At 64.9% G+C, this 16,491-nt stretch carries 20 protein-coding genes; 12 read left to right on the forward strand and 8 right to left on the reverse strand.

Features of this window, described 5'->3' with window-relative positions; all coding sequences use genetic code 11:
• Positions 1 to 129: 129 nt before the first annotated feature.
• Positions 130 to 1,002 (reverse strand): helix-turn-helix domain-containing protein, encoded by an 873-nt coding sequence (locus tag AC07VI_RS12880; protein ID WP_099375767.1) that lies wholly within the window; start codon positions 1,000 to 1,002, stop codon positions 130 to 132.
• A gap of 115 nt (positions 1,003 to 1,117) precedes the next feature.
• Here AC07VI_RS12880 and AC07VI_RS12885 point away from each other — a divergent pair, with 115 nt between their 5' ends.
• Positions 1,118 to 2,074 carry a phytanoyl-CoA dioxygenase family protein gene (locus AC07VI_RS12885; protein WP_492994870.1) on the forward strand — a complete coding sequence of 319 codons (957 nt, stop codon included), beginning with the start codon at positions 1,118 to 1,120 and terminating at the stop codon, positions 2,072 to 2,074.
• Positions 2,075 to 2,178: 104 nt separating this feature from the next.
• Positions 2,179 to 3,324, forward strand: coding sequence for an alpha-hydroxy acid oxidase (locus AC07VI_RS12890; protein ID WP_086146639.1), 1,146 nt, complete (start codon positions 2,179 to 2,181; stop codon positions 3,322 to 3,324).
• Here AC07VI_RS12890 and AC07VI_RS12895 read toward each other — a convergent pair.
• From AC07VI_RS12895 to AC07VI_RS12910, 4 genes are all read right to left on the reverse strand, one after another.
• The gene (locus AC07VI_RS12895; RefSeq protein ID WP_099375766.1) at positions 3,321 to 3,827 is read right to left on the reverse strand and encodes a P-loop nucleotide/nucleoside kinase family protein; all 507 of its coding nucleotides are present in this window, start codon (positions 3,825 to 3,827) and stop codon (positions 3,321 to 3,323) included. The two genes, AC07VI_RS12890 and AC07VI_RS12895, sit on opposite strands and share 4 nt — an antisense overlap.
• A 208-nt stretch (positions 3,828 to 4,035) precedes the next feature.
• Complete coding sequence (locus AC07VI_RS12900) at positions 4,036 to 4,833, reverse strand: DUF6624 domain-containing protein (protein WP_492994867.1); 798 nt, start codon at positions 4,831 to 4,833, stop codon at positions 4,036 to 4,038.
• Between the two features lie 10 nt (positions 4,834 to 4,843).
• On the reverse strand, positions 4,844 to 5,509 hold the full coding sequence (locus tag AC07VI_RS12905; RefSeq protein ID WP_086146636.1) for a hypothetical protein: 666 nt from the start codon (positions 5,507 to 5,509) through the stop codon (positions 4,844 to 4,846).
• 9 nt (positions 5,510 to 5,518) lie between these two features.
• Positions 5,519 to 6,295 carry a CPBP family intramembrane glutamic endopeptidase gene (locus tag AC07VI_RS12910; RefSeq protein WP_086146635.1) on the reverse strand — a complete coding sequence of 259 codons (777 nt, stop codon included), beginning with the start codon at positions 6,293 to 6,295 and terminating at the stop codon, positions 5,519 to 5,521.
• 163 nt (positions 6,296 to 6,458) lie between these two features.
• Here AC07VI_RS12910 and AC07VI_RS12915 point away from each other — a divergent pair, with 163 nt between their 5' ends.
• From AC07VI_RS12915 to AC07VI_RS12945, 7 genes are all read left to right on the forward strand, one after another.
• The gene (locus tag AC07VI_RS12915) at positions 6,459 to 7,022 is read left to right on the forward strand and encodes a GNAT family N-acetyltransferase (RefSeq protein ID WP_086146634.1); all 564 of its coding nucleotides are present in this window, start codon (positions 6,459 to 6,461) and stop codon (positions 7,020 to 7,022) included.
• The gene (locus tag AC07VI_RS12920) at positions 7,019 to 7,366 is read left to right on the forward strand and encodes an SMI1/KNR4 family protein (protein WP_086146633.1); all 348 of its coding nucleotides are present in this window, start codon (positions 7,019 to 7,021) and stop codon (positions 7,364 to 7,366) included. The genes AC07VI_RS12915 and AC07VI_RS12920 overlap by 4 nt, the downstream gene beginning before the upstream one ends.
• Positions 7,367 to 7,384: 18 nt before the next feature.
• A complete protein-coding gene (locus AC07VI_RS12925) occupies positions 7,385 to 7,924 on the forward strand; it encodes a GNAT family N-acetyltransferase (RefSeq protein ID WP_086146632.1) in 540 nt (179 codons plus the stop codon).
• Positions 7,921 to 8,625: a response regulator transcription factor gene (locus tag AC07VI_RS12930; RefSeq protein WP_086146631.1), complete on the forward strand. Its 705-nt coding sequence runs from the start codon at positions 7,921 to 7,923 to the stop codon at positions 8,623 to 8,625. The genes AC07VI_RS12925 and AC07VI_RS12930 overlap by 4 nt, the downstream gene beginning before the upstream one ends.
• Positions 8,618 to 9,841 carry a sensor histidine kinase gene (locus tag AC07VI_RS12935; RefSeq protein WP_492994862.1) on the forward strand — a complete coding sequence of 408 codons (1,224 nt, stop codon included), beginning with the start codon at positions 8,618 to 8,620 and terminating at the stop codon, positions 9,839 to 9,841. The genes AC07VI_RS12930 and AC07VI_RS12935 overlap by 8 nt, the downstream gene beginning before the upstream one ends.
• 75 nt (positions 9,842 to 9,916) lie before the next feature.
• On the forward strand, positions 9,917 to 10,792 hold the full coding sequence (locus tag AC07VI_RS12940; protein WP_086146653.1) for an extracellular catalytic domain type 1 short-chain-length polyhydroxyalkanoate depolymerase: 876 nt from the start codon (positions 9,917 to 9,919) through the stop codon (positions 10,790 to 10,792).
• Positions 10,793 to 10,852: 60 nt separating this feature from the next.
• Positions 10,853 to 11,356, forward strand: a complete 504-nt coding sequence (locus tag AC07VI_RS12945) for a DUF1993 domain-containing protein (protein ID WP_226935899.1) — start codon at positions 10,853 to 10,855, stop codon at positions 11,354 to 11,356.
• Positions 11,357 to 11,359: 3 nt separating this feature from the next.
• Here AC07VI_RS12945 and AC07VI_RS12950 read toward each other — a convergent pair whose 3' ends face one another.
• From AC07VI_RS12950 to AC07VI_RS12960, 3 genes are read right to left on the reverse strand one after another with little or no spacing between them, the layout of a single operon-like run.
• On the reverse strand, positions 11,360 to 11,815 hold the full coding sequence (locus tag AC07VI_RS12950) for a hypothetical protein (protein ID WP_086146628.1): 456 nt from the start codon (positions 11,813 to 11,815) through the stop codon (positions 11,360 to 11,362).
• A complete protein-coding gene (locus AC07VI_RS12955; protein WP_492994859.1) occupies positions 11,812 to 12,789 on the reverse strand; it encodes a D-2-hydroxyacid dehydrogenase in 978 nt (325 codons plus the stop codon). The genes AC07VI_RS12950 and AC07VI_RS12955 overlap by 4 nt, the downstream gene beginning before the upstream one ends.
• Entirely contained in the window at positions 12,786 to 13,745 is a 960-nt protein-coding gene (locus tag AC07VI_RS12960) for a LysR family transcriptional regulator (protein WP_086146626.1), read from the reverse strand. The genes AC07VI_RS12955 and AC07VI_RS12960 overlap by 4 nt, the downstream gene beginning before the upstream one ends.
• 190 nt (positions 13,746 to 13,935) lie before the next feature.
• On the opposite strand from AC07VI_RS12960, the gene AC07VI_RS12965 reads away from it, so the two are divergent.
• The 3 genes from AC07VI_RS12965 to AC07VI_RS12975 all read left to right on the forward strand — a co-directional run bounded on the left by AC07VI_RS12965 (position 13,936) and on the right by AC07VI_RS12975 (position 16,489).
• Positions 13,936 to 14,106: a hypothetical protein gene (locus AC07VI_RS12965; protein ID WP_157792285.1), complete on the forward strand. Its 171-nt coding sequence runs from the start codon at positions 13,936 to 13,938 to the stop codon at positions 14,104 to 14,106.
• On the forward strand, positions 14,103 to 14,963 hold the full coding sequence (locus tag AC07VI_RS12970) for an alpha/beta hydrolase (RefSeq protein WP_086146625.1): 861 nt from the start codon (positions 14,103 to 14,105) through the stop codon (positions 14,961 to 14,963). Before AC07VI_RS12965 ends, AC07VI_RS12970 begins: the two co-directional genes overlap by 4 nt.
• Before the next feature lie 281 nt (positions 14,964 to 15,244).
• Positions 15,245 to 16,489 carry an efflux RND transporter periplasmic adaptor subunit gene (locus AC07VI_RS12975; RefSeq protein WP_086146624.1) on the forward strand — a complete coding sequence of 415 codons (1,245 nt, stop codon included), beginning with the start codon at positions 15,245 to 15,247 and terminating at the stop codon, positions 16,487 to 16,489.
• The last annotated feature ends 2 nt before the right edge of the window (positions 16,490 to 16,491 follow it).

Consider the following 16,491-nt stretch of genomic DNA (forward strand, 5'->3'; position numbering starts at 1 on the left):
CTGTAGCTCAGCTGGATAGAGTACTTGGCTACGAACCAAGGGGTCGTGGGTTCAATTCCTGCCAGCCGCACCAGAATATCGGGGATCAGATTGTAAAATCTGGTCCCCTTTTTCGTTTCTGGCGCGGCTTTACGCCGCGCCGTTGGCGGCACGCCGGTACTGCTGGCGAAACGCGCGCGGCGTCATCTGCCTGGCGGCGCGGAACTGGCGGTTGAAATGCGCGAGGTTGCGGTAGCCCGCCTCCTGCGCGATGACGGCGATGGCGTGATTGCTCTCGATCAGCTGTTGGCAGGCGCGGCCGATGCGCAGCCGCGCCAGGTACTCGCCCGGCGTGCAATGCGCGTGGCGCTTGAAACGGCGGTGAAACGCGCCCAGCGACAGGGCCGCCTTCTGTGCCAGGGTGTCCAGTGCGATTTCTTCGCGGAAATGCGCGTGCATGAAGTCCAGCACGCCGGCCATGCGCTGGTGCTGCCCATCGGGCAGCGGCGCCTGCGCCGTCGAGGCCAGCGGCCGCGCGCCCGCATCGCCCGCCAGGTCCAGCAGCACGTCGAGCAGCAGCGGCAAGCGCTGCGGCACGGGCAGGGCGTTCAATTGCAGCAGTCTGGCTGCGCTGCGCGCGCTCGTGTCCGTTGAAAAATGCAGGGCAGGGCCGGCGCGGGCCGCCAGTTGCCGCAGACCGTGCAATTCGGGAAAGCAGGCCGCCAGCCGCTCCAGCCACTCCAATGAAAACCACACGACGACGGCCAGCATCGGTTGCGCGCCGTCGATGCGCTCGCTGGCCGACCAGGTGTGCGGCAAATTCGGCCCCAGCAGCACCAGGTCGCCCGGTTCGAAGTCGCCCAGGTGGTCGCCGATGTAGCGCTGCCCCCGCGCATTGACCGTCAGGGTCAGCTCGAACTGCGGGTGGTAATGCCAGAGGAAGGGAATGGCGTCGAGTTCGCGCCACAGCAAGCCCCAGGAGTGGCCTGCCGGTATCGTGACTTGTTCGAATAAAGGCGTCATTGTGACGTTTGAAGCGTATGAATAGTCAGGATAGTATCAGTATCGGCCGCCCGGCGCGCATTTTACGGTGCCGCGCCAGCGCACAATCTGTCTCACACCAACCCAGGAGACAGCGATGCAGAACCCATATCAATACGGCGAAGACCGTCCCGGCAACCCGTCCGTGGCGTACACGGAACAGACGCAGTTGCGCGACATCCAAAAGCAGCTGCCCCTGCGCGTGCTGTCCGACAGCGACTTTTTGCACTGGCAAACCTACGGCTACGTCATCGTCAAGGATGCCGTGTCGCCCGACCAGGTGCGGCGCACAACAGATTTCCTGTGGGAATTCCAGGGACTCGACCAGCACGATCCCTCCACCTGGAACCGGGAGCAGTTGCGCGACCACGCGATGAAGGAACTCAACGGCTCCGGCATGGTCGAGGCTTATCACCACCAGACCCTGTGGGATAACCGCCAGACCCCGCGCGTGGTCGACGCCTTCGTCGACATCTGGGACCGCCAGGATCTGTGGGTAACGATCGACCGCGCCAACCTGAACACGCCGAACCATGGCAAGCGCAAGTTTGGCGGCTTCATCCACTGGGATGCCGATACCACGCTCGACCCGCTGCCCGTCAACGTGCAGGGCGTGCTGGCCCTGTCCGACACCTCGCCCGAGAGCGGCGGTTTCCAGTGCTATCCGGAGCTGTTCAATAATTTATTGAGCTGGCGCAAGACGGTGCCGCAAGACCGCAATCCCTGGCAGCCGGACCTGGCGACGGTGCCCTACCCGATGGAATTCATCGCCATGAAGACGGGAGAACTGTTGATCTTCAACAGCCTGCTGGCGCACGGCATCCGCCCGAACACGTCCACGGACCAGGTGCGCCTGGCGCAATATATTTCCTTTACGCCAGCGCAGGAAGACAATCAAAGTCTGCGCGACTGGAGGGTGCAAAGCTGGCGCGAGCGCAGCGCGCCGCAGGGCTACGCCTTTCCCGGCGACCCCGAGGAAAAGGAAAAGCTGCGCTACCCGCAGGCGCGCTTGAGCACGCTGGGCGAGCGGATCCTCGGCGCGCGCGACTGGTAAGCCACGCGGTAAGCCACGCTCTGTCCGTCAGGCTTGCCTGCCGGATAGACAATTGCCGGCAAATGCACGATCATGGCCTGACTTGCCATCGACCGAGGAAACGCATGAGTATCATCACCTGCATCGAAGACTTGCGCGTGCTGGCCCAGAAACGGGTGCCGCGCATGTTTTACGACTACGCCGATTCCGGCTCCTGGACGGAATCGACGTACCGAGCCAACAACAGCGATTTCGCCAAGATCAAGTTCCGCCAACGCGTGGCCGTCAACCTGGAAAACCGCAGCCTGGCCTCGACCATGGTGGGACAGCACGTCTCGATGCCGGTGGCCCTGTCGCCCACGGGCTTGACGGGCATGCAGCATGCGGATGGCGAAATCCTCGCGGCCCAGGCGGCCGAGCGCTTCGGCGTGCCGTTCACGCTGTCGACCATGAGCATCTGCTCGATCGAGGACGTGGCGGCGAACACGACAAAACCGTTCTGGTTCCAGCTGTACGTGATGAAAGACCGCGAATTCATCAACCGCCTGATCGACCGCGCCAAGGCGGCAAAATGCGGCGCGCTCGTGCTGACCCTGGACTTGCAGGTGCTGGGCCAGCGCCACAAGGACTTGCGCAACGGCCTGTCCGCGCCGCCCAAGCTCACCATCCCGAACATCCTCAACATGGCCACCAAGCCGCGCTGGGTGGCGGGCATGCTGGGCACGCAACGCCGCGGTTTCGGCAACATCGTCGGCCACGCCACGTCCGTGTCCGACATGTCGTCGCTGTCGGCCTGGACGCAGCAGCAGTTCGACCTGAGCCTGTCGTGGGCGGACGTGGAATGGATCAAGCAGCGCTGGGGCGGCAAACTGATCATCAAGGGCATCATGGACCCGGAAGACGCGCGCCTGGCCGTGGAAAGCGGCGCCGACGCGCTGATCGTCTCGAACCACGGCGGGCGCCAGCTCGACGGCGCGCAATCGTCGATCGAAGCCTTGCCCGCCATCGTCGACGCCGTCGGCAGCCAGATCGAGGTGCACATGGACGGCGGCATCCGCTCGGGCCAGGACGTAATCAAGGCCGTGGCGCTTGGAGCAAGGGGCGTCTACATCGGCCGCCCGTTCCTGTATGGCCTGGGCGCCATGGGCGGGCCGGGCGTCACCAAATGCCTGGACATCATCCGCAACGAACTCGATTTGACGATGGCGTTTTGCGGCTTGCGCGACCTGCAGCAGGTGGACAAGAAAATCCTGCTGCCGGGCACGTTCTAAGCCGTCACGCGCACGATGTGAAAACCTTCCGCTGTGGCGGGCGGCACGAAGTGGCGCGTGATGGCGTCAAAATCGGCGTCGCTGGTGGAAAACGGGTGCAAGCCGCTGGCATTGCGCTGGCGCAAGCGCGCCTTGCATTCCTCATCCGGCACGTCCAGGTAGTGCAGCATGTGCGGCACGCCTGCCTGCCGGAACAGTTCGCGCATCCAGGCGCGGCTGGCGGGTGTATTTGCAGGGAAATCGAGCACGACGGACACGCCCGCCCGCAGCATCTGCAGGGCCAGAGGCGCGACGGCCGCGCGCAGCCGCGCCGCGCAGGCGACATAGTCGGCCAGGCTGGCGATCTGGCCCGGATACAGCTGCGCCAGCAGGCTGTCTTCGCTGATGCGCACGGTATGTGGCGCTTGCGCAAGCTGGCTGGTCAAGGTGGATTTGCCCGAGGCAATCTTGCCGCACACGAGGTGCAGGGTGGGGGTAACCGGGGTGCTGGAAGTGGTGTGCATGGTCGCTCGCTGAAGTGAAAAATAAAACCTGCGAGACGTCTTGATTGTTTGCTGCAGATCAAAGCCGCCTTGCAGGCGGCTTGGTCAATGTCATTCCTGTCCAGCCACCATGTGTGAAATGGCGGCAATAATCGATGGCAGGGGCGGGAATGGCGATGGCATGGGCTAACGATGCCATGCGATGGATGGCACTGTCAATACTTGGTCTTTACTCGAACAATTGCCGGTACTGCGCATACGGTTCCATGCCCATGCTGGCGCGGCGCTGCTCCAGCCGCTGCGGATCGTCGATGGGGACGGGGACCGTCTTGCCGGTGCTATCCGTGCGGAACTGGCTGCCGTACAGCTGCGGCAGCTTGTCATTGCTCAAGTCGCGGTCGATCGCCAGGGCCAGCTTCGAGGGCGTGATTTCCCCCCTTGCCGCTGCCGCGCGCATCAGCGGCAGGCTGGTCTTGAGGAAGGCACTGGAACCATGCTGGGCGATCAGCCAGGCGCTGCCCGCCGCCTTGTAGCCGACCATCGTTTGCGTGGGCCAGCCCTTGCTGGCGATGATTTGCCGCAAGCGTTGCTCGCGCGCCTTATCCGTGGCCAGCATGCGCTGGCGCGTGGCCAGGTCCGGCCCCGTAGGCGGGAATCCCGCGCGCAGGGCCTGGTCTTCCTGTTCCATGGTCCGCAATTCGGCTGCCAGCGCCGCTTCGGGCACTGCCGCCGGATACAGCAGGAAGTCCAGCGCGCCCGCCGTGGCCGCGTTGAAGATGAGCTTGGGTTCCGCTTCCCAGCCGGGCGATTGCAGCAGCAGCGCCAGGGTGGCGCCTTCCGGTACATCAATGCGGTAGCGGCCATTTTCGACCGTGCCATGTATCTGCGGCTCGCCGTGCATGCGCTCGGCAACGATGCTGATGGCTTGCGGCAGCGGCGTTCCATTGCTGCGGATAATGCCGCTCAGCTCAAAGGCGCCCGCATGGACGCTCCAGCACAGCACGATGGCGCAGATCAGGCGTGGCATGGGCATCCGTTCATGCATGGTGGATGTCGAGTTTGCTCCACGCATCTTGGAACGCGGCGTCATCGAGCGGCCGTGCATGCGGGTCGTCCTGCCGGAACAGGCCGCCGATCAGCATGTCCTGGATGGCGCCCGTGAAACCGCCATACGACGAGGCGCGGCCCCACTGGCGCCGCGTGTGGGCGAAGACGACGGCGTCTTGCTGCGCGGCCAGTTGCGCCAGCGCTTGCCGCAAGGTGGCGGCCGCTTCCGGGCCCATGTCCGTGGCGATGGCGCACACCAGGCGCTGGCTGAACTGCAAGGGCTTGCCTGCCAGTCCCAGCAGCGATTCGTTGGCCAGGGCGAGGAACAGGTCGGGCGCCTGGTCGTCCTTTTCGCAGACGGTCCAGGTGGGCGCCCACGCTTCCAGGCTCATGAAGCGCGCTTGCGTCGTGGCCGGCGTGTGCGTCCACTTGGCGTGCGATTTGGCGTCCCAGCCCAGGCGGCCAAAGGGAATCGACTTGCCCTTGGGATTGTATTGATGGCTGCGCACGCCGGCCTTGCCCCTCGCGCTCGCCTGCGCCACGAGGCCGTCGAGGCTGGCGGCAAACGGCGTCCATTGCGCCGCATCCCATAGCGGTATGGCATCGGGCGCGGCCAGCAGCAGGAATACCTCGTAATCACGGAAAAAAAACGCCATGCGCAGTCCTTATAGTTGCAGTTGAGAGATGACCGGCCGCTGGCTGGGGCGCAGCAGGTAGACGCCGTACAGGCACAGGGGCAGCACGGCCAGCAGCGCGACGTACGGCAGGATCGATGCGCCGTCTTCGGCCGGGTGCGGCAAGGTGGCCGTCACCAGCGCGTAATCCCACAGTCCATGCACGAGGACCATGGGCCAGATGGAGCGGGTGCGCAGGCGGATGGCCGCATAGCCGACGCCCTGCAGGGTGGCGGCCACGGCTTGCCACAGGGCGCCGCTGACGTCGCCCGTGGCCAGGCCGTTGGCCGTATGGGCCAGGCCGAACAGCGCCGAGGACATCAGCACGGCGGGCCAGACGGCGTAGCGGTCCAGCATTCCCTGCAGCAAGATGGCGCGGAACATCAGCTCTTCCGAGACGGCCACCAGCGCAGCGTTGCACGCGACGATCAGCAGCACGCGCGGCTGCGGCCAGCCGCCGGCCCAGGCCAGCAACAGCATCAGCAGCGCATACAGCAGGGGCGGCCAGACCAGCCACGTGCTTTTCCACGGTTGCGGTGCGCACAGGCCCGCTTCGCGGCGCTGGCTGGATGCCAGCAGCAGCGCCAGCGCGAACAGGGCGGCCAGCGCCCACGACAGGCCGATACGGCCGGTGACGGCTGCGCCCGGCAATGCGTAGCCGGACGATTCCAGCCAGCGGCCGCCCAGGCTCAGGGCCAGCCAGACGGCCAGTGCGCCGAGGGCAAGCGGCATGGTGAGGCGGATTCTGGGGAGGGATAAGGTCGGCATCGGTGTTTGCTGCTACTGCGTGCTTGGACGAATCGCGAAGTTGCATCAATGATATGGTGGAAACATTGCCATACTACATGAAAATCTGCGTCACAAAATTGCCACATCGTTATAGTTGCATGAAATAATAAGCATTCGTTCACTGCCGCCAGACTGGAGCGCCATGACTTACAGCAAGACCATCACCACTGAACGCCTGATCCTGCGCAAGCCGCAACCCTCGGATGAGTCGGCCCAGTTCGCCATGCATGCCGACCCCGAAGTGATGCGCTATTTCAGCGAACCGCCGTGGGAAGATATCAGCCGCGCCACGCGCCAGATCGCCGAGGACAGCGCCGCTTTCGAGAAAGAGGAATTCTTCCGCTTTGCCGTCGAGCTGAAGGCGACGGGCGAATACCTGGGCAGCTGCAGCCTGTTTTCCGAGCACCGCCAGAACCGCCGCGCCGAGATCGGCTACGCACTGGGCCGCCCGTACTGGGGCAACGGTTATATGCACGAAGCGCTGTCCGCGCTGATCGAATTCGCCTTCGTCGAGCGCGACCTGAACCGCCTGGAAGCCGATATCGACCCGCTCAACGCCGGCTCGGCCAGCGCCCTCGAGCGCCAGGGTTTTAATAAGGAAGGCTTTTTGCCGGAGCGCTGGATCGTCGGCGGCCAGGTCAGCGATTCGGCACTGTACGGCTTGCTGCGGCGCGAGTGGGAAGCGCGGCGCAAGGGCGGTGCGTGAGCGGGCAAGACATCGACGCCGTCCAGCGCTGGCTGGGCCATGCCTTGCCGGCGCATTACCTGAGCTTTATCAAGGACTGGCAGGAAGGCCTGCGCGGCGAACAGGTGCTGCTGTATGGCCTGGAAAGCTTGCGGGAGCGCAACGAAACCTATGATGTGCAGCAATGTTGCCCTGGCTACATGACCATCGGCGACGACAGCGGCGCACGCGCCGTCATGCTGGCCCTCGATGGCGGCGACCGCGCCGTGTACCTGGCGGGCCACGGCTCGATGCGGCGCGACGATTTTGAGCGGGCCGCCGATGATTTCCATGCCTGGCTGGCCGCCGATTGCCCCGTCGATTGACTATTCCAGGAGCAAACGATGAAACCGGCTGACTTGCCCTGTTCCACTCACCCCCTGGTGACCTTGCGCCCCCTGGAACGCAGCGATGCGCCCGCCTGGTATGCCTGCCTGGCCGACCCTGTCGTCATCAAACACACGAGCTGGGACTTGCGCAGCATCGACGACCTGCAAGCCAATTTCGATGACTACGCATCGGCAGACGCGTCTTCGCCCATGCGCCTGGCCGTGGTGCTGCGCGAGGGCGGCCAGCTGGTGGGCACCATCGGCTTGAATGCGATTTCCCCGCAGCACCGCACGGCGGAGATCGCCTACGAGCTGTCGCCCGCCGTGTGGGGGCAGGGCGTGGCCACGACCATCGTGGACGCCGTCGTGGACTGGGGCTTCCGGCGCCTGGACTTGCTGCGCATCCAGGCGACCGTGCTGGAAAGCAATGAGCGTTCGCTGCGCGTGCTCGAACGCTGCGCTTTCGAGCGGGAAGGCTATCTGCGTTGCTACCGGCAAATTCGCGGAAAATCGGGCAACTTCTGGCTGTATGCGCGCCTTGCCGGCGTGCCATGAGCAAAGCGTCCCTGAGTATCCTGCTGGTGGAAGACCACCTGGCCATCGCGCGCCAGGTGCTCGATTTCCTCGACGGCTTGCGCTGGCAGACGGACCATGCGGGCACGGGCGCGCTGGCCGTGCAATTGGCCACGCGCAACGCCTATGACGTGGTGTTGCTGGACCTGAACCTGCCCGACATCGATGGCTTGCAAGTGTGCCGCGCCATCAAGGCGGCCGCGCCCAGCAATGTGCCGGTTCTGATGCTGACGGCGCGCGACTCTTACGAAGACAAGGCGCGCGGCTTTCGCGACGGCGCCGACGATTATTTGACCAAGCCCTTCGACTTGCGCGAGGTGGCCTTGCGCTGCGAAGCGCTGGCGCGCCGGCGGCAGCTGCACGTGCGCCAGGAAATGCGCGTGGGGCCATTCACCTTGCAGACGCGCGCAGGACGCGCCATGTACCGTGACGCACCGCTGCCGCTGACACAGACGGGCTTTAAAATCCTGCTGCTGCTATGCCGTGAGCATCCGCACGCCGTATCGCGCTCGGCCCTGCTGCAAGCCCTGTGGGGCAGCCAGCCGCCCGACAGCGACGCCCTCAAATCGCATATCTACGCGCTGCGCAAGCAGCTGGAACAGCTTGGCGCGGCGGGCGTGCTGGTGACCATACCGCAGCTGGGCTACCGCCTGGCCTTCGACGGGGCGGCCAGCGATGGCTAAGTCGATCCGGCAGCGCCTGTTCGCCGCCCTGGCCGGCTTCACCGTCGTGCTGTGCCTGTGCTACACGGGCCTGGCGCTGGTGATCGCCTACGTGACGGAAGACATGCTGGTGCAGCGCCTGCTCGAACGCGAGGCGGTGGCCGTCAGCCAGCGCTTGCGCCAGCACGGTCAGCTGACGCCGTCTGGCAGCGACCTCATCACGGTTTATGGCCGCTACCTTGACTTGCCGCAAGCGGTGCGCAGACAAATGCCAGCATCGGCCCCGCGCGCGGAAATATTTACCGATACGGGCCAGCATTATCACGTGCTGGCGCTGGACCTCGCTGCTGCCGGCCAGCCGCGGCGCGCCTATCTGCTGGCCGACGTGGCGCCCGTGCTGGTGGTGCAGCGCCTGGTGCGGGAAGTGGGCGGTGTCGTGCTGGGCGTGGCGCTGGCGCTGGTCGCCCTGGCCCTGCTGCTGGCGTACTGGCTGGCGCGCCGCCTCGTGCGGCCCTTGCAGCGATTGGCGCGGGAAGCCCGCCAGCTGGCGCCCGGCGGCGCCGTGCACTTCAGCGGGCGCGACCGTCCCGACGAGATCGGTTTCCTGGCGCGCCGCCTGGAAAGCACGTTTGCCGAACTGCAGGCAGTGTTGCGGCGGGAACAGGCATTCGCGCGCGACGTCAGCCACGAACTGCGCACGCCGCTGACCTTGATGCACAACAGCCTGGCGCTGGCCGGCGCGCTGCCCCTGGCGGCAGACGGGCAGGCGCAGCTGCGCCAGGGCGTCGACGACATGCGCGCCACCATCGACGTGCTGTTCGCGCTGGCACGGGCCGAGCAACTGCCAGGCGAGGTGGTCGAGTTGCGCGGCTGCCTGGAGCAATGCCTGCTGCGCCTGCTCGACGAACATCGTTGGGATGCCAGCCTGCTGGCGCTGGACTTGCCCGAGCGGCTGGCGGTGATCGGCAACCCGCAGCTGACGATGTTGCTTATCAATAACTGTCTGGCGAATGCCCTGTTCCATGGCGGCCCCGCTTGCCGCATCAGCATTGCGTTTGCGCAAGGCCGCCTGAGCATCGTCAATACGGTGACGGCGGGACAGCCGCGGCGCATCCACGGTTTCGCGCACGGCCAGAACCTGCTGCTGCGCCTGGCAAAAGCCATGCGCTGGGACATTGTTTTCCATCCCGGCGAAGCGCAGTACCGCGTCGACATCCTTCCCCTCCAGAAACAGTAAAAAGCACGGAGATTTCACCGCGATTTCACCGGCGCATGCGTAAGCTGCAAGCTCTTGATCAACGGAGAAAACCGCATGAAATGTCTTATCAGTCTGCTGGTGCTGGCGTGCGCCAGCTTCCCCGCGCTGGCGCAAGTTAGCAGTCTCGTCCACAAAGACGAAAAACGCCGCTACATCGTCTACACGCCCGCCGCCTACGACCAGGCGCCGCGGCAGGCGTTTCCCGTCGTCTTCAATTTCCATGGCGGCGGCATGAGCATGGCGGAACAGATGCTGTACACGCAGATGAACAAGACGGCCGAGCGGCACCGGTTCATCGTCGTCTACCCGCAAGGCATCAGGCAGGACTGGAACGTGGGCTTCGGCATGGATTACCTGGCGGGCACCGATGACGTCGGTTTTACGCAGGCGATGTTGAGCAAGCTCAAGCAGGATTACCGCGTCGACGAGAAACGCGTGTATGCGACGGGCCTGTCGCGCGGCGGCTTCTTTGCCCTGCGCCTGGCGGCCGAGCTGCCGCAGCAGTTCGCCGCCGTCGCCTCGGTGGGGGCGCCCATGCCGGAACCGGTGCGGCAGCATCACATTCAGAAGGACAAGGTCGGCATGCTGCTGATACAGGGTACGGCCGACAAGGTCGTGCTGTTCGAGGGCAAGGCCGCCAGCTACCTGTCGGCCGAAGACACGTTTGCCTACTGGCGCAGGCACAACGGCATCGACGGCGCCGCGCCGCAGCCGCGCCTGATGCCAGGTCCTGCCGGCGACGCCACGCAAGTGACTTGGCTGGAGCAGGGTGCGGGCGGCGCCGGCGTGGCCTTGCTCACCGTCAAGGAGGGCGGCCACACCTGGCCGGGCGCCGACGCTTTTAATATTGGCCTGCCCATCGGCAAGACCACGCGCGCCATCGATGCGAATGAGGTGATGTGGGAATTTTTCAGCAAGCACCGGCGATAACGCTGCGGGGACGCGGGTGCCTGTGGCACACTCTTGTCATCTTGAATCTTGCATGAGGAAATGATGAACAGCCACCCCGTCGCCATCTTTTGCCGTTCGCTGGGCCAGTTGTCGGCCATGCTGGACAAGCTCGACGCGCAACCGCAGCTGCTGGCGGCGCGGCTGCACCCGGACATGCTGCCGTTCGCCCAGCAGGTGCGCGCGGCCGTGAGTTTTTCGCTGCGCGGCTGCTGCCCGCTGGCGGGGCTGGAGGTGGCCGATTTCAGCGGCGCCGCCAGCCTGCAGGAGCAGATCGCGCAGACCATGCGCTACCTCAAGGACATTCCCGCAGAGCGCTTCGACGGGCCGCCAGACCGCATCTGCCGCGACCGCGCCGGCTTTGCCGACATCGCGCTGCCAGCCAATGAATATTTGAATTTGTACATCTTGCCGAATTTTTACTTTCACTTCAGCATGGCGTATGCGATTGCGCGCAGCGCCGGCGCGGCCATCGGCAAGGGCGATTTCGACGGCTATCATGCTTACGCGCCGGGTTTCAGCTTCGAGCATCCCGCCGCGCCGTAGCGCCTACAAGCCCGCTTCCTGCCACGACGCCAACCCCAGCCGCTTCAACAGCCGTCCCGACAGCCCGCAGCTCCAGCAGCTGATCTGGATTTGCCGGTGCCGCCCCTGGTCCGCATGCCAGGCTTGCTCGGCATAATCGAGCAGCGCGTCGCTGAGCGGGGAGGCGTCGGCTGTCGCAGGCAAGCGCGACATCAGTTCGAACACGCCGTGAGGCGTCTCCTTGATCTGCAGCAAACCGGCCAGCAGCGCGCGCAGCGCGGCGCCGTCGATGTTGGTGCTCGCTTGCGTGAAACGCCGCTGCCAGCACAGGCTGCGTTGCGGCCACAGGGCCAGCAGCGCGGGCGCGTCGGCCGTCCGCAGCTGTCCGACCAGCTCGTCCGCTTCGAGAAACAGGTCGAGGCGGTCGTATTCCTCGTCGTCGCCGCGCAGCAGTTCATCGAGTTCGGTCAGTATGCTCATGCCATCACGTTCACTGGAGCGCCGCGTTCGAACGCTTCGATATTGCCTATCAGGATGTCGGCCAGTTTCTGCATGGCTTCACCGCTGGCCCAGGCCGTGTGCGGGGTGAGGATGAAGTTGGGCAGGCGCAAATTCAACAGCGGATTGTCGGGCGGCGGCGGTTCCTTCGACAGCACGTCGAAGCCGGCGCCGGCGATCACGCCCTGCGTCAATGCCTGGGCCAGCGCCGCTTCATCGACGAGGCCGCCCCGCGCCGTGTTGATCAGCAGGGACGTGGGCTGCATGCGCGCCAGCTCTTGCTCTCCGATGATGTTGCGCGTCTTGTCCGTCAGGGGCAGGTGCAGGCTCAGGACGTCGGAGGTGGCCAGCAGTTCGTCAAAACTCACCTCCTTGACGCCGTCCTCCTGGATCGGGGAGCGGTTGTGGACGATCACCTGCATGCCGAAGGCGCGTCCCAGCTGGGCCACGGACTTGCCCAGCGCGCCGTAGCCGAGCAGGCCCAGGCGGCTGCCGGCCAGGTCGCGGATCGGGTGGCCGAACAGGCAGAAGCGGTCCGACGCCTGCCACAGGCCCGCTTCCACATCAAAGCGGTAGGCGATGAGCTGGCGGCGCAGGGCCAGCATCAGGGCCAGGGTGTGTTCGGGCACGGTGGCGCGCGCGTAGTCGCGGATATTCGCCACGACGATGCCCCGCTCGCGGCAGGCGGCCAGGTCGAGGATGTCCGTGCCCGTGGCGGCCACGGCGATCATCTTCAGGTCGGGCAGTTGCGCCAGCTCGGCCGCGCGCAGCGGCACCTTGTTCGTGATGGCAATGGTGGCGCCTTGCAGGCGGGATACCGTCTGCCCGCTGCCCTTGGTATGTGGATATTCTTCCCAGCTGTGGGCGAAGCCGGGCGGGCGCACGGTGGCGATCAGGCTGTCGCGGTCGAGAAAGACGATGCGGTGCGGGTGCGGCGGTGTGCTTGCTGCGGTCATGGCTGGGCCTCGGTCAGGGCGGCGCGCGCGGGCAGGGCGCTCTTGCCCTTCAGCTGCGTGGCCGGGTGGTTGGTAAACATGTCGGCGACCCATTCGACAAACACGCGCACCTTGGCGGACAGGTGGCGGTTGGGCGGATAGATCACGTGGATGGGCAGCGGGTCGGATTCCCAATCGCCCAGCAATTCCACCATTTTGCCCTGTTCCAGCAGCGGCGCAAGCATGAAATGCGTCATTTGCACGATGCCCAGGCCGGCCAGGCCGGCCGCCGCGTAGGCGTTCGAGTCGTTCAGGGCGATATGACTGGGCATGGACATCTGGATGCGTTCGCCGGCGCGCGTGAAATCCCATTCAAAGGTCTTGCCCGTCTTGGCGGAGAAAAAATTCACGCCCCGGTGCTGCGCCAGGTCGTTCGGGTGCTGCGGCGTGCCGTGGCGCGCCAGGTAGCCGGGCGCGGCGCAGGTAATGAAATGCAGCACGCCGACGCGGCGCGCGATCAGGTTCAAATCGCCCAGTTCGCCGCCGCGCACGGCGCAGTCGACGCCTTCCTCGATCAGGTCGACGGGCCGGTCGCTGCAGCCGAGTTCCAGCGAGATATCGGGGTAGCGGGCGAAGAAGTCGGGCAGGGCGGGGATGATCAGTTCGCTGGCCAGGGCCGTGGGCGCGTCCACGCGCAGCCGTCCGCTGGGGCTCAAGCGCGTGCGCGACAGCGATTCCTCGGCCTCGCGCACGTCCGACAGGATGCGCACGCAGCGTTCGTAGTAGGCGGCGCCGTCGGAAGTGATGCTGACGTGGCGCGTGGTGCGGTTGAGCAACTTGACCGACAGGCTGCTTTCCAGCGACTGGATCAGGGTCGACACGGTGGCTTTCGGCAGCTGCATGTTTTCCGCCGCGCGCGTGAAGCCGCCCGCATCGACGACTTGAATGAAGACTTCCATGGCTTGCAGCTTGTTCACTTGATTTCCTATCACTTTCTGCGCGATTATTCAGAATTCTGAACAATCAATTCGGCATTGCACTCTTTATCAGATTGTAGATCAAGTCTATAGTTGTTGTACTGCAGCATAAATGTGATTGCCGCAGGAAGTTCACAGGAGAAATATCATGGGTCACCGGAATGGAATCTTTGCAGTGCTTGCTCTCGCTATGAGCTCGCTCGCTCTGGCCGCGATGGTATCGACGGATGCTTACTCGCTGGCGGCGCAAAGCGAAGCCAGTGCCTATAGCGCCCTGACCCATGAAGTGGGCGGCGTCGCCCTGTTGTGCCTGAACGACGCGGTGCGCGATGCTGCGGTGCAGCCGGTGGTGGCGCAATGACGTTTGCCGACTACGCGGCCGAACTGGCACCTGGCCAGGCGCTGAAGATACGCGACATCGAGGTGCAGGGCGCGCAGGATGCGCTCGGCGCGCGCGTCTACACGGCCGGCGTGCCGGGCGCCAAGCAGCCGAACCTGATGGTCTTCTTCCATGGCGGCGGTTTTGTGGCCGGCGACCTGGACGATGCGGACGACTTCCTGCGCTGCCTCGTGCTGAGCAACCCCGACCACGTGGTGCTGGCAGCGAACTATACTTTGGCGAAGGTACGGCCATTCCCCGCCGCCGTGGAAGACGCGCATGCCGTGCTGCTGTGGGCAAAAAAGAACAAGTCCAAGCTGGGCTGGACGGGCAAGCAGATGGTGGTGTCGGGCATCGAAGCGGGCGCCAACCTGGCAGCCGTGTGCGCCATGATGTCGCGCGACCGGGGCGGACCGCCCCTCGCGGGCCAGGTGCTGATCATGCCCATGCTCGATCCCGGCCTGTCGACCTGTTCGATGCGCTCCTTGCCGACCTGCCCCGACCAGGCCGAAGTGGCCGACCAGTGCGCCGCCGCCTACCGCGGCTACCTGCCGAATGCCGCTGACCGTACCCATCCGTACGCGTCGCCATTGCAGTCGAGCCGCCTGAAGAACCTGCCGCCGGCCTTGATATTGTCCAGCGAAGACGACCCATTGCGCGACGAGGCTGAACAATACGGCAGCAAATTGATTGCCTGCGGCATCAAGACCACCGTGCGGCGCATGGCTGCCGCGCCGCTGCAGGACGCCAGCGCCCGTAATGAATGCGCCTGCAAGGTGCAGGTATTGAGCGAAATTAGCAGTTTCGTCGCCGGACTCGGGCAGGAACCCGAGTCATGAGGCCGCCATCTGCGGCACCGCAAAAAAACTTACACTAATCAGTTTACTTTTTGAGTTTCGGTTGCTACACTACGCAGTGTAGTTCCCATCCTGTCTGCGTTGTGCGCTCGCACAGCCAGCTTCGTCGTCCCCGTCCGCTTTTAAACAGCGGGCGGCCTGTTTACCTTTGATCGAGCGCCGTCGGGCGCCATGGCACCACCATACGCTGCAGTTTCCACTTTTAGCTGGGTTGCTTCCTGCCGCCCATACCATTAGAAATTTTCATAAAACAGGGAAATAAAATGAAAAACGTTCAACAATTTTCCACTCTGCTGAAGCCCCTGGCTGCCTCGCTTGCGCTGGCAGGCCTCGTGGCCGTGAGCCTGGCCGGCTGCGATACGGCCAACAGCAAGGTGCCCGACGCGCCAGCGGCCGGCGGCCCGCCCATCTCGGCCGCCGCCGTCGTTGAAAAACAGATCACGGAAACGCAGGAATTCTCGGGCCGCCTGGAAGCGATCGAGCGCGTGGAAATCCGCTCGCGGGTCGGCGGCTTCATCACGGCCGTCAACTTCAAGCCGGGCAGCGAAGTCAAAAAGGGCGATGTGCTGTTCGTCATCGATCCGCGCCCCTTCCAGGCTGAAGTGTCGCGCGCCGAAGGCACGGCCGCTTCCGCCCGCGCCAGGGCGGAACTGGCCAAGCTGGAACTGTCGCGCGCTGAAAAGCTGCTGGCCGAAAAAGCCATCGCCCAGCGCGAATTCGATGAAAAGGCCTCGGGCCTGAAAGAGCTGGACGCGAATGTCCGCTCGGCGCAAGCCGCGTATGAAGCGGCCAGGCTGAACCTGTCGTACACGCAGGTGCAGGCGCCGATCAGCGGCCGCGTCAGCAAGGCGGAAATCACCGTCGGCAACCTGATCGACGCCTCCGCCATTTTGACGTCGGTGGTGTCGACGGACCGCATCTACGCCAGCTTCGACGGCGATGAGGATACCTATCTGCGCGTGGCCGGCACGGCGCAAAAGGGCACGCCCGTCACCGTCAAGGTAGGCCTGGCCAACGAAACGGGCTTCCCGCACGAGGGCAAGCTGGAATTCGTCGACAACCAGCTCGACCCGGCCACGGGCAGCGTGCGCATGCGCGCCACCTTCGCCAACGCCGAGCGCCAGCTGGTGCCGGGCCTGTTCGCGCGCATTCAGCTCGATGGCGGCAACGGCCCGCACGCACAAAGCACGGCGCTGCTGATCTCCGACCGCGCCGTCGGCACGGACCAGAGCCGCAAATACGTCTACGTGGTGGGTGCCGACAACAAGGCCGAATACCGTGCCGTCAAGCTGGGCCCGACCTCGGACGGCTTGCGCGTGGTGCGCGAAGGCTTGAAGGCGGGCGAAAAAATCGTCGTCAACGGCTTGCAGCGCGTGCGCCCCGGCGCGCCGGTGACGCCGCAGATGGTGGCGATGGATTTCGACCCGACCGCGCCCGTCGCCCCTGCAAAACCTGAAGCAAAAGACGCCAAGATCGCCGCCAAGGCAGCATCGACTTCCAAGGAATAAAC

The organism is Janthinobacterium sp. GW821-FHT03A03 (assembly GCF_059421435.1).

Excerpts from the sequence above, each read along its gene's own strand:
- AC07VI_RS12880 (WP_099375767.1), bottom strand. The coding sequence starts at position 1,002 with ATGACGCCTTTATTCGAACAAGTCACGATACCGGCAGGCCACTCCTGG.
- AC07VI_RS12885 (WP_492994870.1), top strand. The coding sequence starts at position 1,118 with ATGCAGAACCCATATCAATACGGCGAAGACCGTCCCGGCAACCCGTCC.
- AC07VI_RS12890 (WP_086146639.1), top strand. The coding sequence starts at position 2,179 with ATGAGTATCATCACCTGCATCGAAGACTTGCGCGTGCTGGCCCAGAAA.
- AC07VI_RS12895 (WP_099375766.1), bottom strand. The coding sequence starts at position 3,827 with ATGCACACCACTTCCAGCACCCCGGTTACCCCCACCCTGCACCTCGTG.
- AC07VI_RS12900 (WP_492994867.1), bottom strand. The coding sequence starts at position 4,833 with ATGCCACGCCTGATCTGCGCCATCGTGCTGTGCTGGAGCGTCCATGCG.
- AC07VI_RS12905 (WP_086146636.1), bottom strand. The coding sequence starts at position 5,509 with ATGGCGTTTTTTTTCCGTGATTACGAGGTATTCCTGCTGCTGGCCGCG.
- AC07VI_RS12910 (WP_086146635.1), bottom strand. The coding sequence starts at position 6,295 with ATGCCGACCTTATCCCTCCCCAGAATCCGCCTCACCATGCCGCTTGCC.
- AC07VI_RS12915 (WP_086146634.1), top strand. The coding sequence starts at position 6,459 with ATGACTTACAGCAAGACCATCACCACTGAACGCCTGATCCTGCGCAAG.
- AC07VI_RS12925 (WP_086146632.1), top strand. The coding sequence starts at position 7,385 with ATGAAACCGGCTGACTTGCCCTGTTCCACTCACCCCCTGGTGACCTTG.
- AC07VI_RS12930 (WP_086146631.1), top strand. The coding sequence starts at position 7,921 with ATGAGCAAAGCGTCCCTGAGTATCCTGCTGGTGGAAGACCACCTGGCC.
- AC07VI_RS12935 (WP_492994862.1), top strand. The coding sequence starts at position 8,618 with ATGGCTAAGTCGATCCGGCAGCGCCTGTTCGCCGCCCTGGCCGGCTTC.
- AC07VI_RS12940 (WP_086146653.1), top strand. The coding sequence starts at position 9,917 with ATGAAATGTCTTATCAGTCTGCTGGTGCTGGCGTGCGCCAGCTTCCCC.
- AC07VI_RS12945 (WP_226935899.1), top strand. The coding sequence starts at position 10,853 with ATGATGAACAGCCACCCCGTCGCCATCTTTTGCCGTTCGCTGGGCCAG.
- AC07VI_RS12950 (WP_086146628.1), bottom strand. The coding sequence starts at position 11,815 with ATGAGCATACTGACCGAACTCGATGAACTGCTGCGCGGCGACGACGAG.
- AC07VI_RS12955 (WP_492994859.1), bottom strand. The coding sequence starts at position 12,789 with ATGACCGCAGCAAGCACACCGCCGCACCCGCACCGCATCGTCTTTCTC.
- AC07VI_RS12965 (WP_157792285.1), top strand. The coding sequence starts at position 13,936 with ATGAGCTCGCTCGCTCTGGCCGCGATGGTATCGACGGATGCTTACTCG.
- AC07VI_RS12970 (WP_086146625.1), top strand. The coding sequence starts at position 14,103 with ATGACGTTTGCCGACTACGCGGCCGAACTGGCACCTGGCCAGGCGCTG.
- AC07VI_RS12975 (WP_086146624.1), top strand. The coding sequence starts at position 15,245 with ATGAAAAACGTTCAACAATTTTCCACTCTGCTGAAGCCCCTGGCTGCC.